This is a genomic window from Brachybacterium ginsengisoli, assembly GCF_002407065.1.
Classification (GTDB): Bacteria; Actinomycetota; Actinomycetes; order Actinomycetales; family Dermabacteraceae; genus Brachybacterium; species Brachybacterium ginsengisoli.
In genome coordinates this window covers 1,558,039-1,576,617 of record NZ_CP023564.1, presented here as the reverse complement: position 1 = coordinate 1,576,617, position 18,579 = coordinate 1,558,039, and the positions used below count along the sequence as shown (strand labels likewise).

11 protein-coding genes and 1 tRNA gene are annotated in these 18,579 nt (G+C 71.3%); 4 read left to right on the top strand and 8 right to left on the bottom strand.

The genetic code is table 11. The features are described 5' to 3' along the window. Window positions 1–26: 26 nt before the first annotated feature. The 5 genes from rho to lysA all read right to left on the bottom strand — a co-directional run bounded on the left by rho (window position 27) and on the right by lysA (window position 7,369). Complete coding sequence (gene rho / locus CFK41_RS06970; RefSeq protein ID WP_096798999.1) at window positions 27–2,171, bottom strand: transcription termination factor Rho; 2,145 nt, start codon at window positions 2,169–2,171, stop codon at window positions 27–29. Between the two features lie 324 nt (window positions 2,172–2,495). Continuing rightward, entirely contained in the window at window positions 2,496–3,410 is a 915-nt protein-coding gene (thrB, locus tag CFK41_RS06965) for a homoserine kinase (protein ID WP_096798998.1), read from the bottom strand. Then, the gene (gene thrC / locus CFK41_RS06960) at window positions 3,407–4,465 is read right to left on the bottom strand and encodes a threonine synthase (protein WP_096798997.1); all 1,059 of its coding nucleotides are present in this window, start codon (window positions 4,463–4,465) and stop codon (window positions 3,407–3,409) included. Before thrC ends, thrB begins: the two co-directional genes overlap by 4 nt. Window positions 4,466–4,469: 4 nt before the next feature. Continuing rightward, a complete protein-coding gene (locus CFK41_RS06955; RefSeq protein WP_096798996.1) occupies window positions 4,470–5,837 on the bottom strand; it encodes a homoserine dehydrogenase in 1,368 nt (455 codons plus the stop codon). A 119-nt stretch (window positions 5,838–5,956) separates the two neighbouring features. Next, the gene (lysA, locus tag CFK41_RS06950; RefSeq protein ID WP_096798995.1) at window positions 5,957–7,369 is read right to left on the bottom strand and encodes a diaminopimelate decarboxylase; all 1,413 of its coding nucleotides are present in this window, start codon (window positions 7,367–7,369) and stop codon (window positions 5,957–5,959) included. Window positions 7,370–7,703: 334 nt separating this feature from the next. Between lysA and CFK41_RS06945 the strand changes: the two genes are divergently transcribed. Then, window positions 7,704–9,986, top strand: coding sequence for a bifunctional alpha,alpha-trehalose-phosphate synthase (UDP-forming)/trehalose-phosphatase (locus CFK41_RS06945; RefSeq protein ID WP_096798994.1), 2,283 nt, complete (start codon window positions 7,704–7,706; stop codon window positions 9,984–9,986). 135 nt (window positions 9,987–10,121) lie between these two features. Here the strand turns inward: CFK41_RS06945 and CFK41_RS06940 are convergent. The 3 genes from CFK41_RS06940 to CFK41_RS06930 form a co-directional block, all read right to left on the bottom strand. Beyond that, window positions 10,122–10,194: transfer RNA gene (locus CFK41_RS06940), tRNA-Arg, on the bottom strand. 78 nt (window positions 10,195–10,272) lie between these two features. Continuing rightward, complete coding sequence (gene tsaD / locus CFK41_RS06935) at window positions 10,273–11,331, bottom strand: tRNA (adenosine(37)-N6)-threonylcarbamoyltransferase complex transferase subunit TsaD (RefSeq protein ID WP_096798993.1); 1,059 nt, start codon at window positions 11,329–11,331, stop codon at window positions 10,273–10,275. After that, window positions 11,328–12,170 carry a M23 family metallopeptidase gene (locus CFK41_RS06930; protein WP_227873239.1) on the bottom strand — a complete coding sequence of 281 codons (843 nt, stop codon included), beginning with the start codon at window positions 12,168–12,170 and terminating at the stop codon, window positions 11,328–11,330. The genes tsaD and CFK41_RS06930 overlap by 4 nt, the downstream gene beginning before the upstream one ends. 423 nt (window positions 12,171–12,593) lie before the next feature. Between CFK41_RS06930 and CFK41_RS06925 the strand changes: the two genes are divergently transcribed. The 3 genes from CFK41_RS06925 to CFK41_RS06915 all read left to right on the top strand — a co-directional run bounded on the left by CFK41_RS06925 (window position 12,594) and on the right by CFK41_RS06915 (window position 18,514). Further along, window positions 12,594–13,421: a response regulator transcription factor gene (locus CFK41_RS06925; protein ID WP_096798992.1), complete on the top strand. Its 828-nt coding sequence runs from the start codon at window positions 12,594–12,596 to the stop codon at window positions 13,419–13,421. Beyond that, the gene (locus CFK41_RS06920) at window positions 13,418–14,512 is read left to right on the top strand and encodes a HAMP domain-containing sensor histidine kinase (RefSeq protein WP_096798991.1); all 1,095 of its coding nucleotides are present in this window, start codon (window positions 13,418–13,420) and stop codon (window positions 14,510–14,512) included. The genes CFK41_RS06925 and CFK41_RS06920 overlap by 4 nt, the downstream gene beginning before the upstream one ends. Window positions 14,513–14,635: 123 nt before the next feature. Then, window positions 14,636–18,514, top strand: a complete 3,879-nt coding sequence (locus CFK41_RS06915) for a multifunctional oxoglutarate decarboxylase/oxoglutarate dehydrogenase thiamine pyrophosphate-binding subunit/dihydrolipoyllysine-residue succinyltransferase subunit (protein WP_096798990.1) — start codon at window positions 14,636–14,638, stop codon at window positions 18,512–18,514. Window positions 18,515–18,579 lie beyond the last annotated feature (65 nt).

The window sequence follows — 18,579 nt, the reverse complement described above, 5'->3', positions numbered from 1 at the left end:
GCCCGTCGGCGTGAGGGCGAGGCGGCTCAGTCGGAGCTGCGCCCCGTGGCGCTCGGGGTGTTCTTCTGGACCGTCATGAGGAACTCGGTGTTCGACTGGGTCTTCTTGACGCGCTCCATGAGCAGCTCGAGAGCCTGCTGCTGCTCGAGGGAGCCGAGCACGCGGCGGAGCTTCCACATGATGGCGAGCTCCTCCTTGCCCATGAGCGCCTCCTCGCGGCGGGTGCCCGAGGCGTTGACGTCCACGGCCGGGAAGATCCGCTTGTCGGCCAGGTTGCGCGACAGGCGCAGCTCCATGTTGCCGGTGCCCTTGAACTCCTCGAAGATGACCTCGTCCATCTTGGAGCCGGTCTCCACCAGCGCCGAGGCGAGGATCGTCAGCGAGCCGCCGTGCTCGATGTTGCGCGCCGCGCCGAAGAACCGCTTGGGCGGGTAGAGCGCCGAGGCGTCGACACCGCCGGAGAGGATCCTGCCCGAGGCCGGGGCCGCGAGGTTGTAGGCACGGGACAGACGGGTGAGCGAGTCCAGCAGGACCACCACGTCGCGGCCCATCTCCACCAGGCGCTTGGCGCGCTCGATGGCGAGCTCGGCGACGATGGTGTGGTCCGAGGCGGGGCGGTCGAAGGTCGAGGCGATGACCTCGCCCTTGACCGTCCGCTGCATGTCGGTGACCTCCTCGGGGCGCTCGTCGACGAGCACGACCATGAGGTGGACCTCGGGGTTGTTCGTGGTGATCGCGTTGGCGATCTGCTGCATGATGATCGTCTTGCCGGCCTTCGGGGGCGCGACGATGAGGCCGCGCTGGCCCTTGCCGATCGGCGAGACGAGGTCGATCACGCGGGGCGCGATGGCGGTGGGAGCGGTCTCCAGACGGAGTCGCTCGTCCGGGTACAGCGGGGTGAGCTTGCTGAAGTCCACCCGCTGGCGCGCACGGTCCGTGGGCATGCCGTTGACGGTGTCGACCTGTACCAGAGCCGCGTACTTGCTCTGGTTGCCGCCGCCACCGCCCTTGCCACGACGGTTGCGGCCGCCGCCGTGGTTCTGCTGCTGGGGCTCCGGCTGGGAGTCCTCACCGTCGCGGGGAGCCTTGACCTGGCCGGTGATCGCGTCTCCCTTGCGCAGCCCGGCGCGCTTGACCTGATTCATGGTCACGTACACGTCGCTCGGACCGGGCAGGTACCCGGTGGTGCGCACGTAGGCGTTGTTGTCACGGATGTCGAGGATGCCGGCGATGGTCATCAGCTCGTCACCCTCACGGGCCGGGCTGTCCTCACGCTGGCCCGAGCCCTGGCCGCCGTTGCCGCCGCCCTGACCGCGCTCGGACCCCTGGTCGTCGCCCTGGCCGCCGCGCCCGCGACGCTTGCGGTCCCGCGAGCGGTTGCGGCTGCGGGAACGACCGCGACGGTCGTCGTCGTAGCCGTCGTTGTCACGGCCGTCCCGGCCGTCCTCGTCCTGCTCGCCGGAGCGGTCCGGCAGCTCGATGTCCTCGAGCCGGCGACGCTGGCCGCCGCGGCCCTGGCCGTCGATGCGGTCACGGCCCTCGTTGCGGTCACGGCCCTCGTTGCGGTCACGGCCGTCGTTGCGGCCCTGGCCGTCGTTGCGGCTCTGGCCCTCGTTGCGGTCGCGCCCATCGTTGCGGCTCTGGCCGTCGTTGCGCTCCTGGCTCTCGGAGCGGTCCTGGCCGTCGCGACGATCATCGCCGCCGCGCGAGCGGCGTCGGCCGGACTCGCGAGAGCCGTCACGACCCTCGCGGCTCGCGGCGTCGCCACCGCTCTGGTCCTGCTGCTCGGGCCCGGCCGGCAGCTCGAAGCCGAGATCCGGAGCGGCGGTCTCGCCGCGGTCGCCGGAGGTGCTGGTGGCGCGGGAGCGCGACCGGGACCGGCTGCGCTCTGCGCGTCCGGACTCGGCGGAGCCGGTCTCGTCCTGGGGAGCCTGCTCGGCCGGCGCCGAGGTGCGCGCGGACCGGGCCGGGGCCTCGGTCGCAGCGGGAGCCTCGGTCGCGGCGGGCGCCGCGGCGGGAGCGGAGGACGGCGCGCCGCCTCCGAGGATCGCGTCGATCAGCTCGCCCTTGCGCAGTCGGCGGGCTCCCTTGATGCCGCGCTCGGCCGCGAGGGCCTGCAGCTCGGGGAGCTTCTTCGCCGCGAGGTCTGCGCCGGAGGTGGTGTCGTTCACCCGGGTTCCTTCCTGTCGAGCCGGCCTGGCCGGCTCATGTCTGGTCTGGGTGTCGCCCAGCGCCGGGAACGTCGTGTCTCCGGGTGCTGTCGCGACGGGTCCGCACAGGGGTCTCCCCCGCGATGCGAGGCATCCTCGGGGGGCCTGCCGGTGTGATTCGGGATGCGTCAGCGGCGGCGCACGTACCTGCAGGGAACGTCACGGAAAAGTTGGCGCGAGGTCCGTACGGGGCGCTGTTCAGGGAGCACATCGGAACGCGGAGTCTGCCATCCACAGGGGATCCTCGGCAGGGTCAGCGTCGCGCGATGTCGCCTGGACGCAGGCTCAACCTACCACAGGGGCAGAGGGGATCCTCCGCAGCGCCACCCCGGCGATCCGCCAGCTCGAAGGATCGGCCACGAAGCGTCGCACCAGCGGGGCCAGCTCGGCCCGATTCCCGGCCATGACCAGCACCGACGGTCCGGCGCCCGAGACCACGGCAGGGTGTCCCTCGCGGCGCAGCACGCGCATCAGCTCGACGCTCTCGGGCATGCCCGCCGCCCTCTGCTCCTGGTGCAGGCGATCCTCCGTCGCCTCGAGCAGAAGCTCCGGCTCCCCGGCGAGGGCGTGGACCAGCAGGGCCGCCCGCGAGGCGTTGAAGACCGCGTCGGCATGCGGCACCTCGGCGGGAAGGAGTCCCCGCGCCTGATGGGTGGACAAGGTGGTGGTGGGCAGCAGCACCACCGGCCGCAGCACATGATCGGCGACCGTGAGCGGGACCGCACGAGCGGCATCGCCCTGCATCCAGGACAGCACCGCCCCGCCGTGCAGGGCAGGCGCGGCATTGTCGGGATGCCCCTCGAACTCGGTGGCCAGCTGGAGGACCACCTGGTCGTCGAGCGCATCGGGGTCCGCGATCATCCCGCGCGCCAGGAGCAGGCCCGCGACGGTGGCCGCCGCGCTGGATCCCAGGCCGCTGCCGTGCGGGATGCGGTTGGTCGCCTGCAGCCGCAGCCCCGTCTGGGGCGCCCCCGCGTGATCGAGCCCTCGCCGCAGGGCGCGCACCACGAGGTGCTCCTCCCCCGAGGGGACCATGCCGGCGCCCTCCCCGCGCACGTCGATCTCGACCGCGCCCGTGGTCGCCTCGACCATCAGGTCGTCGCAGAGCTCGAGGGCGAGGCCCAAGGTGTCGAAGCCAGGGCCGAGATTCGCGGAGGTGGCCGGGACCTGCACGGAGACCCGTGTGTTCTGGATCCTCACAGGCCGATGGCCTCCGCCGCCGCCGCGATGTCCACGGGGACGACGGTGGGGGTCAGATCGTGCTGGGTCAGAGCGGTGTCGGTGTCCTTCAGCCCGTTGCCGGTCACGGTGATCGCGATCCGCGCCCCGGCCGGGACGAGCCCGCGCTCCGCCTGCTGCAGCAGACCGGCCACGCCCGCCGCCGAGGCGGGCTCGACGAAGATGCCGACCTCGCCGGCCAGGAGCTTCTGGGCATCGAGGATCTGCTGGTCCGAGACGGCGTCGATGAGGCCGCCCGAGTCGTCGCGCGCCTCGACCGCGAGGTGCCAGGAGGCGGGGGCGCCGATGCGGATCGCGGTCGCGATGGTCTCGGGATCGGAGATCGGGTGACCGGCCACGAAGGGCGCGGCCCCGGCCGCCTGGAAGCCCCACATCTGCGGGACGGAGTCGGTGATGCCCTTGTCGCGGTACTCGCGGTAGCCCATCCAGTAGGCGGAGATGTTCCCCGCGTTGCCGACGGGCAGGATGTGGATGTCCGGGGCGCCGTCCAGGGCGTCGCACACCTCGAAGGCGCCCGTCTTCTGTCCCTGGAGGCGGTACGGGTTCACGGAGTTCACCAGCTCGATGGGGTGCTCCGCGTCGAGCTTGCGCGCGATCTCGAGGCAGTCGTCGAAGTTGCCGTCGACCTGGATGAGCTTCGCGCCGTGCACGACCGCCTGGGCCAGCTTGCCCGCGGCGATCTTGCCCTGCGGGAGCAGCACCGCGCAGGTGAGCCCCGCAGCGGTGGCGTACGCGGCGGCGGAGGCGCTGGTGTTGCCGGTGGAGGCGCAGACCACGGCCGTCGCCCCGTCGTTCAGGGCCTTGGACATGGCGGAGACCATGCCGCGGTCCTTGAAGGACCCCGTCGGGTTCATGCCCTCGACCTTGATGTGGACGTCTGCCCCGACCGCCGTCGACAGCGCCGGCGCGGGGATGAGCGGGGTCCCGCCCTCCCCCAAGGTCAGCAGGGTGTCGTTCTCGGCGAACGGAAGATGCTCTCGGTACTCGGCGAGGACGCCGCGCCACTGGTGTGCCATGTGGTCATTCTCCTTCGATGCGCAGGACGGAATCGATGCTCAGCACCGTGGCGGTGGAGGAGAACACGTCCAGGGACGCGGTCATCGCGGACTCGAGCGCACGATGGGTGCTGATCCCGATGTGCGCCCGCGCCGGCTCGGTGGCGTCCTCCTCCTGCTCGAGCAGCTCCTGATGGATGGTCGAGATGGAGATCCCGTACCCGGAGAGGGTGCCGGCGATCTCGGCGAGCACGCCGGGGCGGTCCTCCACGGTGAGCGAGACGTAGAACGCGCTGCGCAGCTCCTCGAGGGGGATCGACTCGAGCTCCGCGTAGCGCGACTCCCGCGGCCCCACCCCGCCGTGCACACGGGCACGGGCGGCGGAGACCACGTCGCCGAGGATCGCGGAGGCGGTGGGCGCCCCGCCGGCACCCTGGCCGTAGAACATGAGCGAACCGGCGGCGTCGGCCTCGATGAAGACCGCGTTGTACGCCTCGGAGACCGACGCGAGCGGGTGGTCCAGCGGGATCAGCGCGGGGTAGACGCGCGCGGAGATGCGCTCGCCGTTCTCCTCCTCGATCCGCTCGACGATGGAGAGCAGCTTGATGGTGCGTCCCATCCGGGCCGCGGCGGCGATGTCCTGGGCGGAGACCTGGGTGATTCCTTCGCAGTGCACGTCGGCCAGGCGCACCCGGCTGTGGAAGGCGAGGGAGGCCAGGATCGAGGCCTTGGCCGCGGCGTCGTGGCCCTCGATGTCTGCCGTCGGATCGGCCTCGGCGTAGCCGAGCTGCTGGGCGTTCGCGAGCGCGTCCGCGAAATCGGCGCCGGTGCGGGTCATCGCATCGAGCACGAAGTTGGTGGTGCCGTTGACGATGCCCAGCACGCGCTGGATGCGGTCGCCGGCCAGCGACTCGCGCACCGGGCGCACCAGCGGGATCGCCCCGGCGACGGCGGCCTCGAAGTAGAGGTCCACGCCGTGGGCGTCGGCGGCTTCGTAGAGGGTCGCGCCGTCCTGGGCGAGCAGAGCCTTGTTCGCCGTCACGACGCTCGCGCCGTTGGCCATGGCGTCCAGCAGCAGCGTCCTGGCGGGCTCGATGCCGCCCATCACCTCGACCACCAGGTCGGCGTCGCGGACCAGACCGGCGGCGTCCGCGGTCAGCAGCTCGGCCGGCACGTGCTCACCGCGATCCCGGTCCAGGTCCCGCACGGCCACGCCGATCACCTCGAGGCGACCCCCGACGCGATGGGCGAGCTCCTCCCCCTGCTGGGAGATCAGGCGCAGCACCTCGCCGCCGACGGTGCCGGCCCCGAGGACCGCGACGCGGAGGGTGGGCAGCGCCGAGAGGGCGGGGTGCTCCCCGGATGCTGGGCTGCCGGAAGGGTGCTGTGACATGGGCGGAATGGTCCTTCCACAAGGTCCGACGGGCGGGCGGGGACGGGCTCTCGCACTCTAGTCGAGGGCTGCCGTCCGATGTGTCCCGGCGTGAACGAATGCGACGGGGCGGTCTGAGGTCAGCCGACGTCGAGGCCGAGGAGGTCCTCCTCGGTCTCGCGCCGTATCAGCGTGCGGATCTCCCCGTCGCGCACGGCGACCACGGGCGGGCGCGGCACGTGGTTGTAGTTGGAGGCCAGGGAGTAGCAGTAGGCGCCGGTGACCGGCACGGAGATCAGATCGCCGCGCGCCACGTCCCCGGGCAGGTACTCGTCCTTGACCACGATGTCGCCGCTCTCGCAGTGCTTGCCGACCACGCGGACCACCTCGGGCAGGGCGTCCGAGGACCGGCCGGTGAGCAGGCAGGAGTAGTCGGCGTCGTAGAGCGCCGTGCGCACGTTGTCGCTCATCCCGCCGTCCACGGAGACGTACACGCGGTGGTGGGGGCCGCCGAGGCGCACGTCCTTGACGGTCCCCACGGAGTACAGGGTCTGCGTGGAGGGCCCGGCGATCACGCGGCCGGGCTCGAACGAGAGGTGGGGGACCTCGAGGTCGAGCTCGTGGCACTGCTTCTCGATGATCCCGGCGATCCCGTCGGCGAGGGACTCCGGCGTGGAGGGCGTGTGCTGGGTGTTGTACATGACGCCGAAGCCGCCGCCCAGGTCGAGCTGGTTGATGGTGTGCCCGAGCTCGTCTCGGACCTGGGCGACCAGACCGAGCACGCGCCGGGCGGCGACCTCGAAGCCGCCGGTGTCGAAGATCTGCGAGCCGATGTGGGAGTGCAGTCCCAGCAGATCGAGGTGGGGGGCGTCCAGGACCCGTCGCACCGCCTCGAAGGCGGCGCCGCCGGTGAGCGAGAGGCCGAACTTCTGGTCCTCGTGGGCGGTGGCGATGAACTCGTGGGTGTGGGCCTCCACGCCGGTGGTCACCCGCAGCATCGCCGAGGCGCGCAGGCCGAGCTCGGCGGCGACGGCGTCGACGAGATCGATCTCGTCGAGCGAGTCGATCACGATGCGGCCCACGCCGGCCTCGAGGGCGCGGCGGATCTCCGCCTCGGACTTGTTGTTCCCGTGCAGCGCGATGCGTTCCGCCGGGAAGCCGGCACGCAGGGCGACGGCGAGCTCGCCGCCGGTGCAGACGTCCAGTCCCAGACCGTCCTCCTGGACCCAGCGCACCACCGCGCCGCAGAGGAAGGCCTTGCCGGCGTAGTAGACCTCCGCCCCGCGATGAGGGCGGAACGCCTCGGCGAAGGCGTCGCGGAAGGAGCGGGCGCGATGACGGAAGTCGTCCTCGTCGAGCACGAAGGCGGGGGTGCCGACTTCTTCGGCGATGCGGCGCACGTCCACGCCGCCCACCTCGACCGCGCCGTCGGCGTTGCGGGTGGTGTTCCGCGACCACAGCCCCTCGATGAGGTGGTTGACGTCGCTGGGGTACGGCAGCCAGGTGGGGGCTGCGTCGTTGCCGTGCAGTGCTCCGGCTTCGTGGGCGCGCATGTCTGCTCCTGGTCTCGCACCGGTCCCGGCCCCGCGGTCTCGCCGGGCGGCTCGCGCCATCGGCGCCCTTCGAGGGTAGGCGGCGGGTCGAGGTCGCCGCACTCGCGTCCGGCCCGCGAGCAGAGCACCGCCCCACCCTCCGTCCATCCGGTAGGGAGCGGTCCATGCAGGTCAGAACAGCAGATCACGACAGGGCCACGCGGACCGACCGCGTCCCGCGTGACCGATCGCACTTGGTAGTGTCGAGACGTCGGCTCAGCAGGTGCGGACCGTCCCCCGGGACGGCACCGCCCCTCCTCCGCTTCCGACATCGACGCCTTGCGAAGGAGTACCGGTGCCCACCACACCCACGGCCCAGGACCGTCCCGGCGAGCACGAGCTGGTGGTCGTCGCCAACCGGCTGCCGGTCGACTCGCGCACGCTGCCCGACGGCGCCACCGAATGGGTCACCAGCCCGGGCGGCCTCGTCACCGCGATGGAGTCCGTGATGCGCACCGTCGACTCCGGCGCCTGGGTGGGCTGGGCCGGGTCGCCGGGCGAGGCCCCCGCCCCGTTCGAGGCCGACGGCATGAGCCTCTACCCGGTGCCGCTGGACCAGATCGACGTCGAGCGGTACTACGAGGGCTACTCCAACGGCACCCTCTGGCCGCTCTATCACGACGTGATCGTCGACCCCGAGTTCCATCGAGGCTGGTGGGACACCTACCTCTCCGCCAATCGCCGCTTCGCCGAGGTGGCCGCACCGGTGGCGGCCCCGGGCGGGACCATCTGGGTACACGACTACCAGCTGCAGCTGGTCCCCCGCCTGATCCGGGACCGCCGCAGCGATGTGCGGATCGGCTTCTTCAACCACATCCCGTTCCCCCCGGTCGAGCTGTTCTCGCAGCTCCCCAAGCGCAACTCCATCCTGCGCGGCCTGCTGGGCGCGGATCTGGTGGGATTCCAGCGCGAGAGCGACTCCCTGAACTTCCTCTCCGCGGTCCGCAAGCTGCTGGGGCTCCACGTGGACGGGATGACGATCTCGGTGCCGGGGATCGGCGCCGCACCGGTGCGGGAGGTCGTGGTGCAGACGTTCCCGATCTCGATCGACTCCGCCGCCGTCTCCGCCCTCACCGAGGACCCGGGGATCCGCGAGCGGGCGACCCAGCTGCGCAGGGACCTCGGCGATCCGCAGCGGATCGTGCTCGGCGCGGATCGTCTGGACTACACCAAGGGCATCCGCCACCGCCTCAAGGCCTGGGGCGAGCTGCTCGACGACGGCTCGATCGACCCGCACGACACCGTGATGATCCAGATCGCCACTCCGTCGAGGGAGCGGGTCGAGGCCTACCAGCAGCTGCGCGACGAGGTGGAGCTGACGGTGGGCAGGATCAACGGGGAGCATGCCCCGCTGGGCCGGCCCGCGGTCTCCTACCAGCACCACTCCTTCGACCGCCGGGAGATGACGGCGCTGTTCATGGCGGCCGATGTGGTCCTGGTGACCGCGCTGCGCGACGGGATGAACCTGGTCGCCAAGGAGTACATCGCCTCCCGCCCGGATCTGCAGGGCGTGCTCGTGCTCAGCGAGTTCGCCGGCGCGGCCGACGAGCTGCGCGCCGCGGTGCTGGTGAACCCGCACGACATCGACGAGCTCAAGGCCGCGATCCTGCGCTCGCTGGCGATGCCGCCGGAGGAGCAGGAGGAGGCGATGCGCTCGCTGCGCCACCAGGTGATGGAGCACGACGTGCAGCTCTGGGCGAAGGAGTTCCTCGAGCGCCTCACGGCGACCGGCTCGCCGCAGGTGGCCGCGGTGCAGGCGGTCCGGCTCACGGGAGACGAGCCCAGCGATCCCGCTCAGCTCGATGTGGCGCTGCGGGAGTTCACGGAGGTGCCGCGCCTGCTGATCGCCTCGGACTTCGACGGCGTCCTCGCGCCGATCATCGAGGACCGCGATGCCGTGCAGCCCGATCCCGACGCCCTCGCCGCCCTGCGGGAGCTCTCCGATCTCCCGGGGGTGGCGGTGGCCCTCGTCTCGGGTCGCGCGCTGGCCGACCTCGACTCCCACACCTCGATGCCGAGCTCCGTGGTCCTGGTGGGCTCGCACGGCGCCGAGGTGGGGGCGCTCCCGCCGTGGATGCAGGCCGAGGTGCTGGACAAGTCCGCGCTGACCATGACCGCGGAGAAGGAGGAGCAGCTCGCAGAGATCACCGCCACGCTGCGACGGATCGCCCGCGCCCACCCCGGCACGGAGGTCGAGACCAAGCCGACCGCAGCGGTTCTCCACACCCGCAACGCCACGGGGCGCGGTGGGATCAACGCCACCGAGTCCGCCCTCGAGTACGCGACCACCCTGCCGGAGGTGACCGTCACGCCGGGCAAGGAGGTCGTGGAGTTCGCGGTCGTCCACACCTCGAAGGGCGTGGCGATCGACGCGCTGTCGCGAGCGAGCGCCGCCGACGCCTGGCTGTACCTCGGCGACGACGTCACCGATGAATCCGTCTTCGGGCAGCTCGGAGAGCGCGACGTGGCGGTCAAGGTGGGCGGTGGGGACACCGCCGCCACCTGGAGGATCTCGGACACGTCCACGGCGCGGGATCTGCTGCGTCGGCTGCTGGAGCTGAGGTCGGAGCAGAGCTGAGGCCGTGAGAGGCGCCGCCGGTCCCGCACGCGTGCAGGGCCCGGTGCCCCGCGCCCCGGGGCCGGCGGGAACGCGCTGGGACGCAGGAATCCCCGATCAGTGACCGAGTGGGTCTCTGACCGGGGATTCCAGGGGTGCCCGCGACAGGATTCGAACCTACGACCTTCTGCTCCGGAGGCAGACGCTCTATCCACTGAGCTACGCGGGCGGACGTGGGAAGTCTAGCAACATCTGCGGGCGTCGCGGCCCTCAGCACCGCCGGCGGGCGGCCGGTGTGAGCGGGACCTCACCGCAGCAGCGGCAGCTGGGCGCCGTGCAGCACGGCGGAGGGATCCGCCGCGATGTGCAGACCGCTCGGCTCGGCGCCGGAGCGCACCAGCAGATCGCCGACCGCAGCGATCATCGCCCCGTTGTCGGTGCACAGGTGCATGGGTGGGACGCGGAGCTCGATGCCCGCGGCATCGCAGGCCGACTGCGCCTCGGCGCGCAGCCGGGCGTTGGCGGCGACGCCTCCGACGATCACGAGAGTGTCGAGCTCGCGCTCCCGGACCGCGCGCAGCGCCTTCTTGACCAGGACGTCGACCACGGCCTGCTCGAAGGAAGCGGCGATGTCCGCCACCGGCACGGGGTCTCCGGCGCGCTCGAGGGTCTCGACGGTGCGGGCCACCGCCGTCTTGAGCCCCGAGAAGGAGAAGGTGAACGGTGCGTCCTTGGGGCGCAGCATCGCGCGCGGGAAGGAGAAGGCCTTCGGGTCCCCGTCCACGGCGGCTCGGGAGATGGCCGGCCCGCCCGGGTAGCCGAGTCCCAGCAGCCGGGACACCTTGTCGAAGGCTTCGCCCGCGGCGTCGTCGAGGGTGTCGCCGAGGTGCTCGATGGGATCGCGCACGAGGTCGCCCACAGCGAGGATCGAGGTGTGGCCGCCGGAGACGATGAGCACGATGCTCCGCTCGGGGAGCGGGCCGTGCTCGAGGGTGTCGGCGGCTGCGTGACCGGCCAGGTGGTGGACGCCGTACAGCGGCTTGCCCAGCGCCCAGGCGATCGACTTCGCCGCGGCGAGGCCGACGTGCACGGCAGTGGCCAGGCCGGGACCGGAGGTCACGGCGACGTGCGAGATCTCCCGCAGATCCACACCGGCGTCGTCCAGGGCGATCCGGAGCGTGGGGACGACGGCCTCCAGATGCGCTCGGGCCGCGATCTCGGGGACCACTCCCCCGAAGTCGGCATGCTGCGAGGCGCTGGAGGCGAGCCCCTGTCCCAGCAGGACTCCGTCCGAGACCAAACCGAAGCCGGTCTCGTCGCAGGAGGACTCGACTCCGAGGACGATCGGCGACCCGAGGGTGGTCACCGCAGGATCGACATCGGGTTGGAGTAGTTGCCTGCCTCGTCCATCTTGGCGAAGTGCAGGTGGCAGCCGGTCGAGCGACCCGTGGAGCCGACATAGCCGATGGTGTCGCCCGCGGCGACGGTGGCGCCCACCGAGGTGTTGAAGCCCTGGAGGTGGTAGTACCCGGTGATGACACCGTTGCCGTGATCGACCTTCACACGGTTGCCGGAGGCGCTGTTGTGCTCGACGGCGACCACGGTGCCGGCCTGGGCCGCGTGCACCGGCGTGCCGCACGCCGCACCGAAGTCCACGCCGTCATGGCCCTTGAAGTAGCCGAGGACCGGGTGCACGCGGCCGCCGTAGCCGGAGGTGATCGGGCCGTCGACCGGACGGAGGTAGCCCTCATGGCCGACGGGCTGCGCGGCGGCGGCCTCCTCGACGGGAGCGGGGACCGAGACCTCGATGCCGGAGGCTTCCGGCTCGGCGGTCACGGCGGGCTGCGCCTTCTCGGTCTTCTCGGAGGAGGCGGGGGAGGTGCGCTCCTCGGACCGGTTCGCGGCGTCGCCGTCGGCACGGACCGCGGACGCCACCTGTGCGGCGTCGGCGGCGGGGAGCGCGACCGGGGCGGGTGCCTGCGGGGCGGCGACGGGCTGCGCCTGGGCGATGGTCTCGCCCTGCGGGGCGGACTCCTCGACGCCGGCGGCGGCTGCTGCCAGAGGGGCGGCGATGGTGGCGGTGGCGAGGACGCCGAGGACTCCGACCTTCACCGCTCCGGCGGAGATCGCGGAGTCGCGGTGGGTGCCTCCCGCGAGACGGTGCTTGCGCACCTCTGCACGACCGACGGCGCGGTGATTCGCCACGTGGTGACCTCTTCCGATTCGACTGGAGCTGTACTTGTTCACACGTCTGTCCGATCGTGACGCCGGACAGGGGAAGCACGCGTCGCCGAACAACCTCGAACAACTTACGTGCCTCCCACCTGGACAGACGAGGTGCGAGCCGGGACATTGCCAAGTTTTTGCCCAGATGCCCCAAAGGTTGCCCGGTCTTGACGAGAGGGCCCTGGGTCGCGGGTGACAGGTCACGTCGGCGGGGCGCGGGGCGACCCGCGGGTCACAGCGGCACCGGTGCTCCGCGTCGAGCGGTCCCGCCCCGGGGCGTCGGTCCGCATCGCGCGCCGCCCGGACCGCGAGGGCGTCGTACGCGATCGCGAGGACGTCCTGCGCGATCGCGGGCGGGCGCGTCCCGGTCCGCGTCCAGGGGCGGCCGTCTAGAGTGGCGCCATGTCGACCCCGGACCAGAACGCTGCCCCCGGCACCGCGCCCGTGCGCGTGGTCGTGATCGAGGACGAGCTGACGATCACCCGTGCGATCGCCGATCGTCTGACCGCCGAGGGGTGGGAGGTCACCACCGCCCCCGACGGCCCCTCCGGCGTGCGCGCGGTCGCCGAGGTGCGCCCCGACGTGGTGGTGCTGGACGTGATGCTCCCCGGCTTCGACGGACTCGAGGTGTGCCGACGCATCCAGGCCGACGAGCCCGTCCCCGTCCTCATGCTCACCGCCCGCGATGACGAGACCGACATGCTCGTCGGGCTCGGGGTCGGTGCCGACGACTACATGACCAAGCCCTTCTCCATGCGCGAGCTGGTGGCCCGCCTCAAGGTCCTCCTCCGTCGCATGCGTCGCGTCGCCGCCCCGGTCCCGACCGAGACCGAGAAGCAGGTGGCGCTCCAGTTCGGCGACCTCGTCATCGACCGCGCCGGCCGACGGGTCATGCGCGCCGGTGTCCCGGCCCACCTCACCCCCACGGAGTTCGACCTCCTGCTCTGCCTCGCCAACGCGCCCGGCACCGTCCTCACCCGGGAGCAGCTCCTGGCGGATGTCTGGGACTGGGTGGATGCGACCGGCACCCGCACCGTGGATTCGCATGTCAAGGCCCTGCGTCGGAAGCTCGGCTCGGATCTCGTGCGCACGGTCCACGGCGTGGGCTACGCCCTCGAGATCCCGGCGGATCCCGAGGACCAGGGGGCCGGCACCGGTGACGAGCGCGCCGCCGATCCGTCGGACCTCTCCTCGCTGGCCACCCCGAACCTCCCCGACGACGACTCGTGACCTCACCGTCGGAGGGAGCCGGCGACCCTCACCGCCGGGTCCCGGAGCGCCTGGATGTCCGGCCGCTGGAGCGCTTCGGCTCCTTCAAGGTCAAGCTCGGGATCCTGGTCGGGGCGAGCGTCGCTGTCGCGGCTCTGCTGACCCAGGTGAGCATCCGGGCCGGGATCGAACCGCTGCTGGCCCTGCCGCTGGTGGTCATCGTGGCGCTCGTGTTCACCCAGCTCCTCGCCCGAGGCATGACCTCCCCGCTGCGGGAGATGACCGGAGCGGCTCGCGCCATGGCGCGCGGCGACTACAGCCGCACGGTGCGCACCACCAGCCGGGACGAGGTCGGTCAGCTGGCCGCGGCCTTCTCCACCATGGCCTCGGAGCTCGAGCAGACCGACCGGATGCGTCGGGACCTGGTCGCCAACGTCTCCCACGAGCTGCGCACCCCGGTCGCCGGGCTGCGCGCCCAGCTGGAGAACCTGGTGGACGGGGTGACCGAGCCGGACCCGGCGGCCCTCGAGGTGGCGCTGACCGAGACCGAGCGCCTCTCCCAGCTCGTGGACCATCTGCTGGATCTCTCCCGGCTCGATGCGGGCGTGGTCGAGCTAGACGTCGAGGACGTGGAGCTCACCCCGTTCCTCCATGAGGTGGTCGACGCCGCGGCCCTCGCCTCCGGCGGTCGTGACGTGCGCTGGATCATCGAGGTGGAGCCGGCCGACCTCGTGGTCGCCTCGGACGCCGCGCGCCTGCACCAGGTGATCCACAACCTGCTCGAGAACGCGGCCCGCCACTCCCCCGCCGGAGGCCGCATCCACGTCTCCGCTCACCGCACCGCCCAGGACGACGGGGTGCGGATCGACGTCCACGACGAGGGGCCCGGCATCGCTCGGGAGGACCGCTCGCGCGTCTTCGAACGGTTCCAGCGCGGCGGCCTGGCCGACGCCTCCGGCGGCACCGGTCTGGGGCTGGCGATCGCCCGCTGGGCGGTGGGCCTGCACGGCGGCACCATCGAGGTGCTCGACGATCCCCGTCGTGAGCACGCCGCCGAGGGACGCTCCTCCCTCATCCGGGTGGTCCTCCCGGACACCCCGGCCGGGCCGTGATGTCACACACTCCACAGCATCTTCGCCGGTCCAGCACACACGACGGTGCACGGCGAGCATCTCCTGCGGCTAGGCTGGCTGCATTCCGTATCACCCGACCGTGAGAAGGCTGGCGATCTCAGAGTGTCACAGCAGACACAGGACTCCGATTCCGCGGAGTTCGGCCCGAATCAGTGGCTCGTGGACGCACTCCGCGAGCAGTGGCGCGAGGACCCCTCGAGCGTCGACCCCAGTTGGGCGGAGTTCTTCTCCGCCCAGGGCTCGGTGAGCACCGACTCCTCCCCCACCGACACCCCCGCGACGTCAGCGTCGACGCCCGCGGAGACCGCACCCACCGGTGCGGCGCAGCAGGACACCCCCGCCGCGAAGGACCCCGCCGGGCAGAAGGCCGATGCCGAGGCCTCGGCCTCGACGGCCGCCCCTGCCTCCGCGACGTCCGCGAAGACCTCCGGCCCCGCCGGCGACGCCTCCACCTCCACCCCGGCCGACGCCCCCGCCGCCGCCTCCCAGCCCTCGAAGGAATCCCCCGCCGTGAACGCCGATCCTGCCCCGGAATCCGCCTCCGCCAAGGCCCCCGCCGTCTCCACCACCTCGGATCGCCCGGCGAAGGTCCCCACCACCACCGCGCAGATCCCGGCCGTGGAGCTGCGGGAGCCCGAGGTCGTCAAGCTGCGCGGCCCGGCCGCCGCGGTCGCGCGGAACATGGACGAGTCCCTCGCCGTGCCCACCGCCACCTCGGTGCGCGACGTGCCGGTGAAGCTGCTGTTCGACAACCGCCTGGTGATCAACAACCACCTCAAGCGCCACCGCGCCGGCAAGGTCTCCTTCACCCACCTCATCGGCTGGGCCATGATCGAGGCGATCACCGAGGTCGGCGACATGAACAACGGCTTCGACGTGGACGAGAAGGGCAAGCCCCTCCTGCTCAAGCGCGAGGACATCAACTTCGGCCTCGCCATCGACATGCCGCGCCCGGACGGCTCTCGCGGCCTCGTCGTGCCGAGCATCAAGGCCGCCCAGCGCTTCGACTTCCAGGGCTTCTGGAAGGCCTACGAGGAGGTCGTGAAGAAGGCCCGCGCGGGCAAGCTCACGATGGACGACTTCTCGCACACCACCGTGTCCCTGACCAACCCCGGCGGCATCGGCACCGTGCACTCGATCCCCCGCCTCATGCAGGGCCAGGGCGTGATCGTCGGCGTCGGCGCGATGGACTACCCCGCGCAGTTCCAGGGCGCGAGCCCCGCCACCCTCGCCGAGCTCGCGGTCTCGAAGGTCATGACGCTGACCTCGACCTACGACCACCGCATCATCCAGGGCGCCGCCTCCGGCGAGTTCCTCAAGCGGATGGGCGACAAGCTGCTGGGCAAGGACGGCTTCTACGACCGGGTCTTCGCCTCGCTGCGCCTGCCCTACCAGCCGGTCCGCTGGGTGCCGGACAACCCCTTCCGCCACACCACCTCCGAGCGCCTCGCCCGGGTGATGGACCTGATCCACGCCTACCGCGTGCGCGGGCACCTGATGGCGGACACCGATCCGCTGCAGTACAAGGTGCGCACCCACCCCGACCTCGACGTCGAGACCTACGGGCTCACCCTGTGGGACCTGGATCGGCGCTTCCCGACCCGCGGCCTCGGCGGGAAGGACGAGCTCTCGCTGCGCGACATCCTCGGCGTGCTGCGCGATGCCTACTGCCGCACCATCGGCGTGGAGTACATGCACATCTCCGATCCGGAGGAGCGCGACTGGATCCAGCAGAAGATGGAGACGCCGCGCAGCCCCTTCGACAAGGGCGAGCTGACCCACATCATGGATCGTCTGAACTCCGCCGAGGCGTTCGAGACCTTCCTCCAGACCAAGTTCGTGGGCCAGAAGCGCTTCTCCCTCGAGGGCGGCGAGGCCGTCATCCCGATGCTCGACGCGGTGCTCGACCGCGCGGCGGGCCAGGGACTGGACGAGGTCGCGATCGGCATGTCGCATCGCGGTCGCCTGAACGTGCTCTCGAACCTGGCCGGCAAGAGCTACGGTCAGATCTTCCAGGAGTTCGAGGGCAACTACGGCAGGAAGCTCGGCTCGGGCGATGTGAAGTACCACCTCGGCACCGAGGGCTCCTACACCTCGCGCGACGGCAGCTCCACGAAGGTCTACCTCGCTGCGAACCCGTCCCACCTGGAGGCCGTCAACCCGGTCCTCGAGGGCATCGTGCGCGCCAAGCAGGACCGCCTCGAGCGTCCCGAGGAGTTCCCGGTGCTGCCGGTCCTCGTGCACGGCGACGCCGCCTTCGCCGGTCAGGGCGTGGTCACCGAGACCCTGAACCTCTCGGAGCTGCGCGGCTACCGCACCGGCGGCACCATCCACGTGATCATCAACAACCAGATCGGCTTCACGACGCTGCCGGACTCCTCCCGCTCGTCGTTCTACTCGACGGACGTCGCGAAGTCGACGCAGCTGCCGATCTTCCACGTCAACGGCGACGATCCCGAGGCCTGCGTGCGGGTCGCCGAGATCGCCTTCGAGTTCCGGCAGAAGTTCCGCCGCGACGTGGTCATCGACATGGTCTGCTACCGCCGTCGCGGGCACAACGAGGGCGACGACCCCTCGATGACCCAGCCGGAGATGTACAAGCTCATCTCGGAGAAGCCCTCCACCCGCAAGCTGTTCATGGAGACGCTCATCGAGCGCGGCGACCTCACCGAGGAGGAGACCGACGGGCTGGTGCGCAACTTCCAGGAGCACCTGGACGAGGCCTTCGCCTCCACCCGCGCCTCTCAGTCCTCCGAGTCCTCCTCCCAGGAGAACGTCCAGGGCCTGGAGCTTCCGGACTCGCAGAAGGCCGCCGGAGGACCCAGCGAGGCGACGACCTCGATCGAGACCGGCGTCCTCGAACGGATCGGCCAGGTCCAGTCGGAGGTCCCCGCCTCCTTCTCCGTGCATCCCAAGCTGATGACCGTCCTCCAGCGGCGCACCCAGATGTCCACCTCGGGCGGCATCGACTGGGCCTTCGGCGAGCTGATCGCCTTCGGCTCGCTGCTGATGCAGGGCCATCGCGTGCGACTGGCCGGCCAGGACTCCCGCCGCGGCACCTTCGTGCAGCGGCACAGCGTCCTGATCGACCACGAGAACGGCGACACCTGGACCCCTCTGACCAACCTCTCCGAGGACCAGGCCCGCTTCAACGTGTACGACTCCTCGCTCTCGGAGTTCGCCGCGCTCGGCTTCGAGTACGGCTACTCGGTCGAGAGCCCGCAGTCGCTGGTGCTGTGGGAGGCGCAGTTCGGCGACTTCGTCAACGGCGCGCAGACGATCATCGACGAGTTCATCTCCGCCTCCGAGCAGAAGTGGGGCCAGAACTCCAGCGTGGTCATGCTCCTGCCCCATGGCTACGAGGGCCAGGGACCGGACCACTCCTCCGCCCGCATCGAGCGCTTCCTGCAGCTGTGCGCGGAGAACAACATGCGCGTCTCGGCGCCGTCGACCCCGGCGAGCTACTTCCACCTGCTGCGCAAGCAGGCGCTCACCGAGCCGAAGAAGCCGCTGATCGTCTTCACCCCGAAGTCGATGCTGCGCAACAAGGCCGCGGTCAGCTCCGTCGAGGACTTCACGACCGGGACCTTCGAGCCCGTCCTCCCGGACACCACCGTGGATCCCTCCGGCGTCACCCGCGTGCTGCTGACCTCCGGCAAGGTCTACTGGGACCTCGTCGCCCGGCGCGAGAAGCTCGGCACCAGCGACACCGCGATCGTGCGGGTCGAGCAGCTCTACCCGCTGCCCACCGAACAGCTGCAGGCGGTCCTGGACAGCTACCCGGACGCGACGCTCACCTGGGTCCAGGAGGAGCCGCAGAACCAGGGCTCCTGGAGCTTCATGGCGATGAACTTCGCCGTCGAGGTGGGCCGTACCCTGCGTATCGTGGCACGTCCCGCCTCCGCCTCCCCGGCGACCGGGTCGAACTCGACGCACAAGGTCGAGCAGGAGGATCTGCTCACGCGGGCCTTCGAGTCCTGAGCACCATCGCGGGTCACGGGTTCGCCCGTGGCCCGCACCGCCGTTAGAGTTGACGCTCCCCGTCC

Excerpts from the sequence above, each read along its gene's own strand:
- thrC (WP_096798997.1), bottom strand. The coding sequence starts at position 4,465 with ATGGCACACCAGTGGCGCGGCGTCCTCGCCGAGTACCGAGAGCATCTT.
- CFK41_RS06955 (WP_096798996.1), bottom strand. The coding sequence starts at position 5,837 with ATGTCACAGCACCCTTCCGGCAGCCCAGCATCCGGGGAGCACCCCGCC.
- lysA (WP_096798995.1), bottom strand. The coding sequence starts at position 7,369 with ATGCGCGCCCACGAAGCCGGAGCACTGCACGGCAACGACGCAGCCCCC.
- CFK41_RS06925 (WP_096798992.1), top strand. The coding sequence starts at position 12,594 with ATGTCGACCCCGGACCAGAACGCTGCCCCCGGCACCGCGCCCGTGCGC.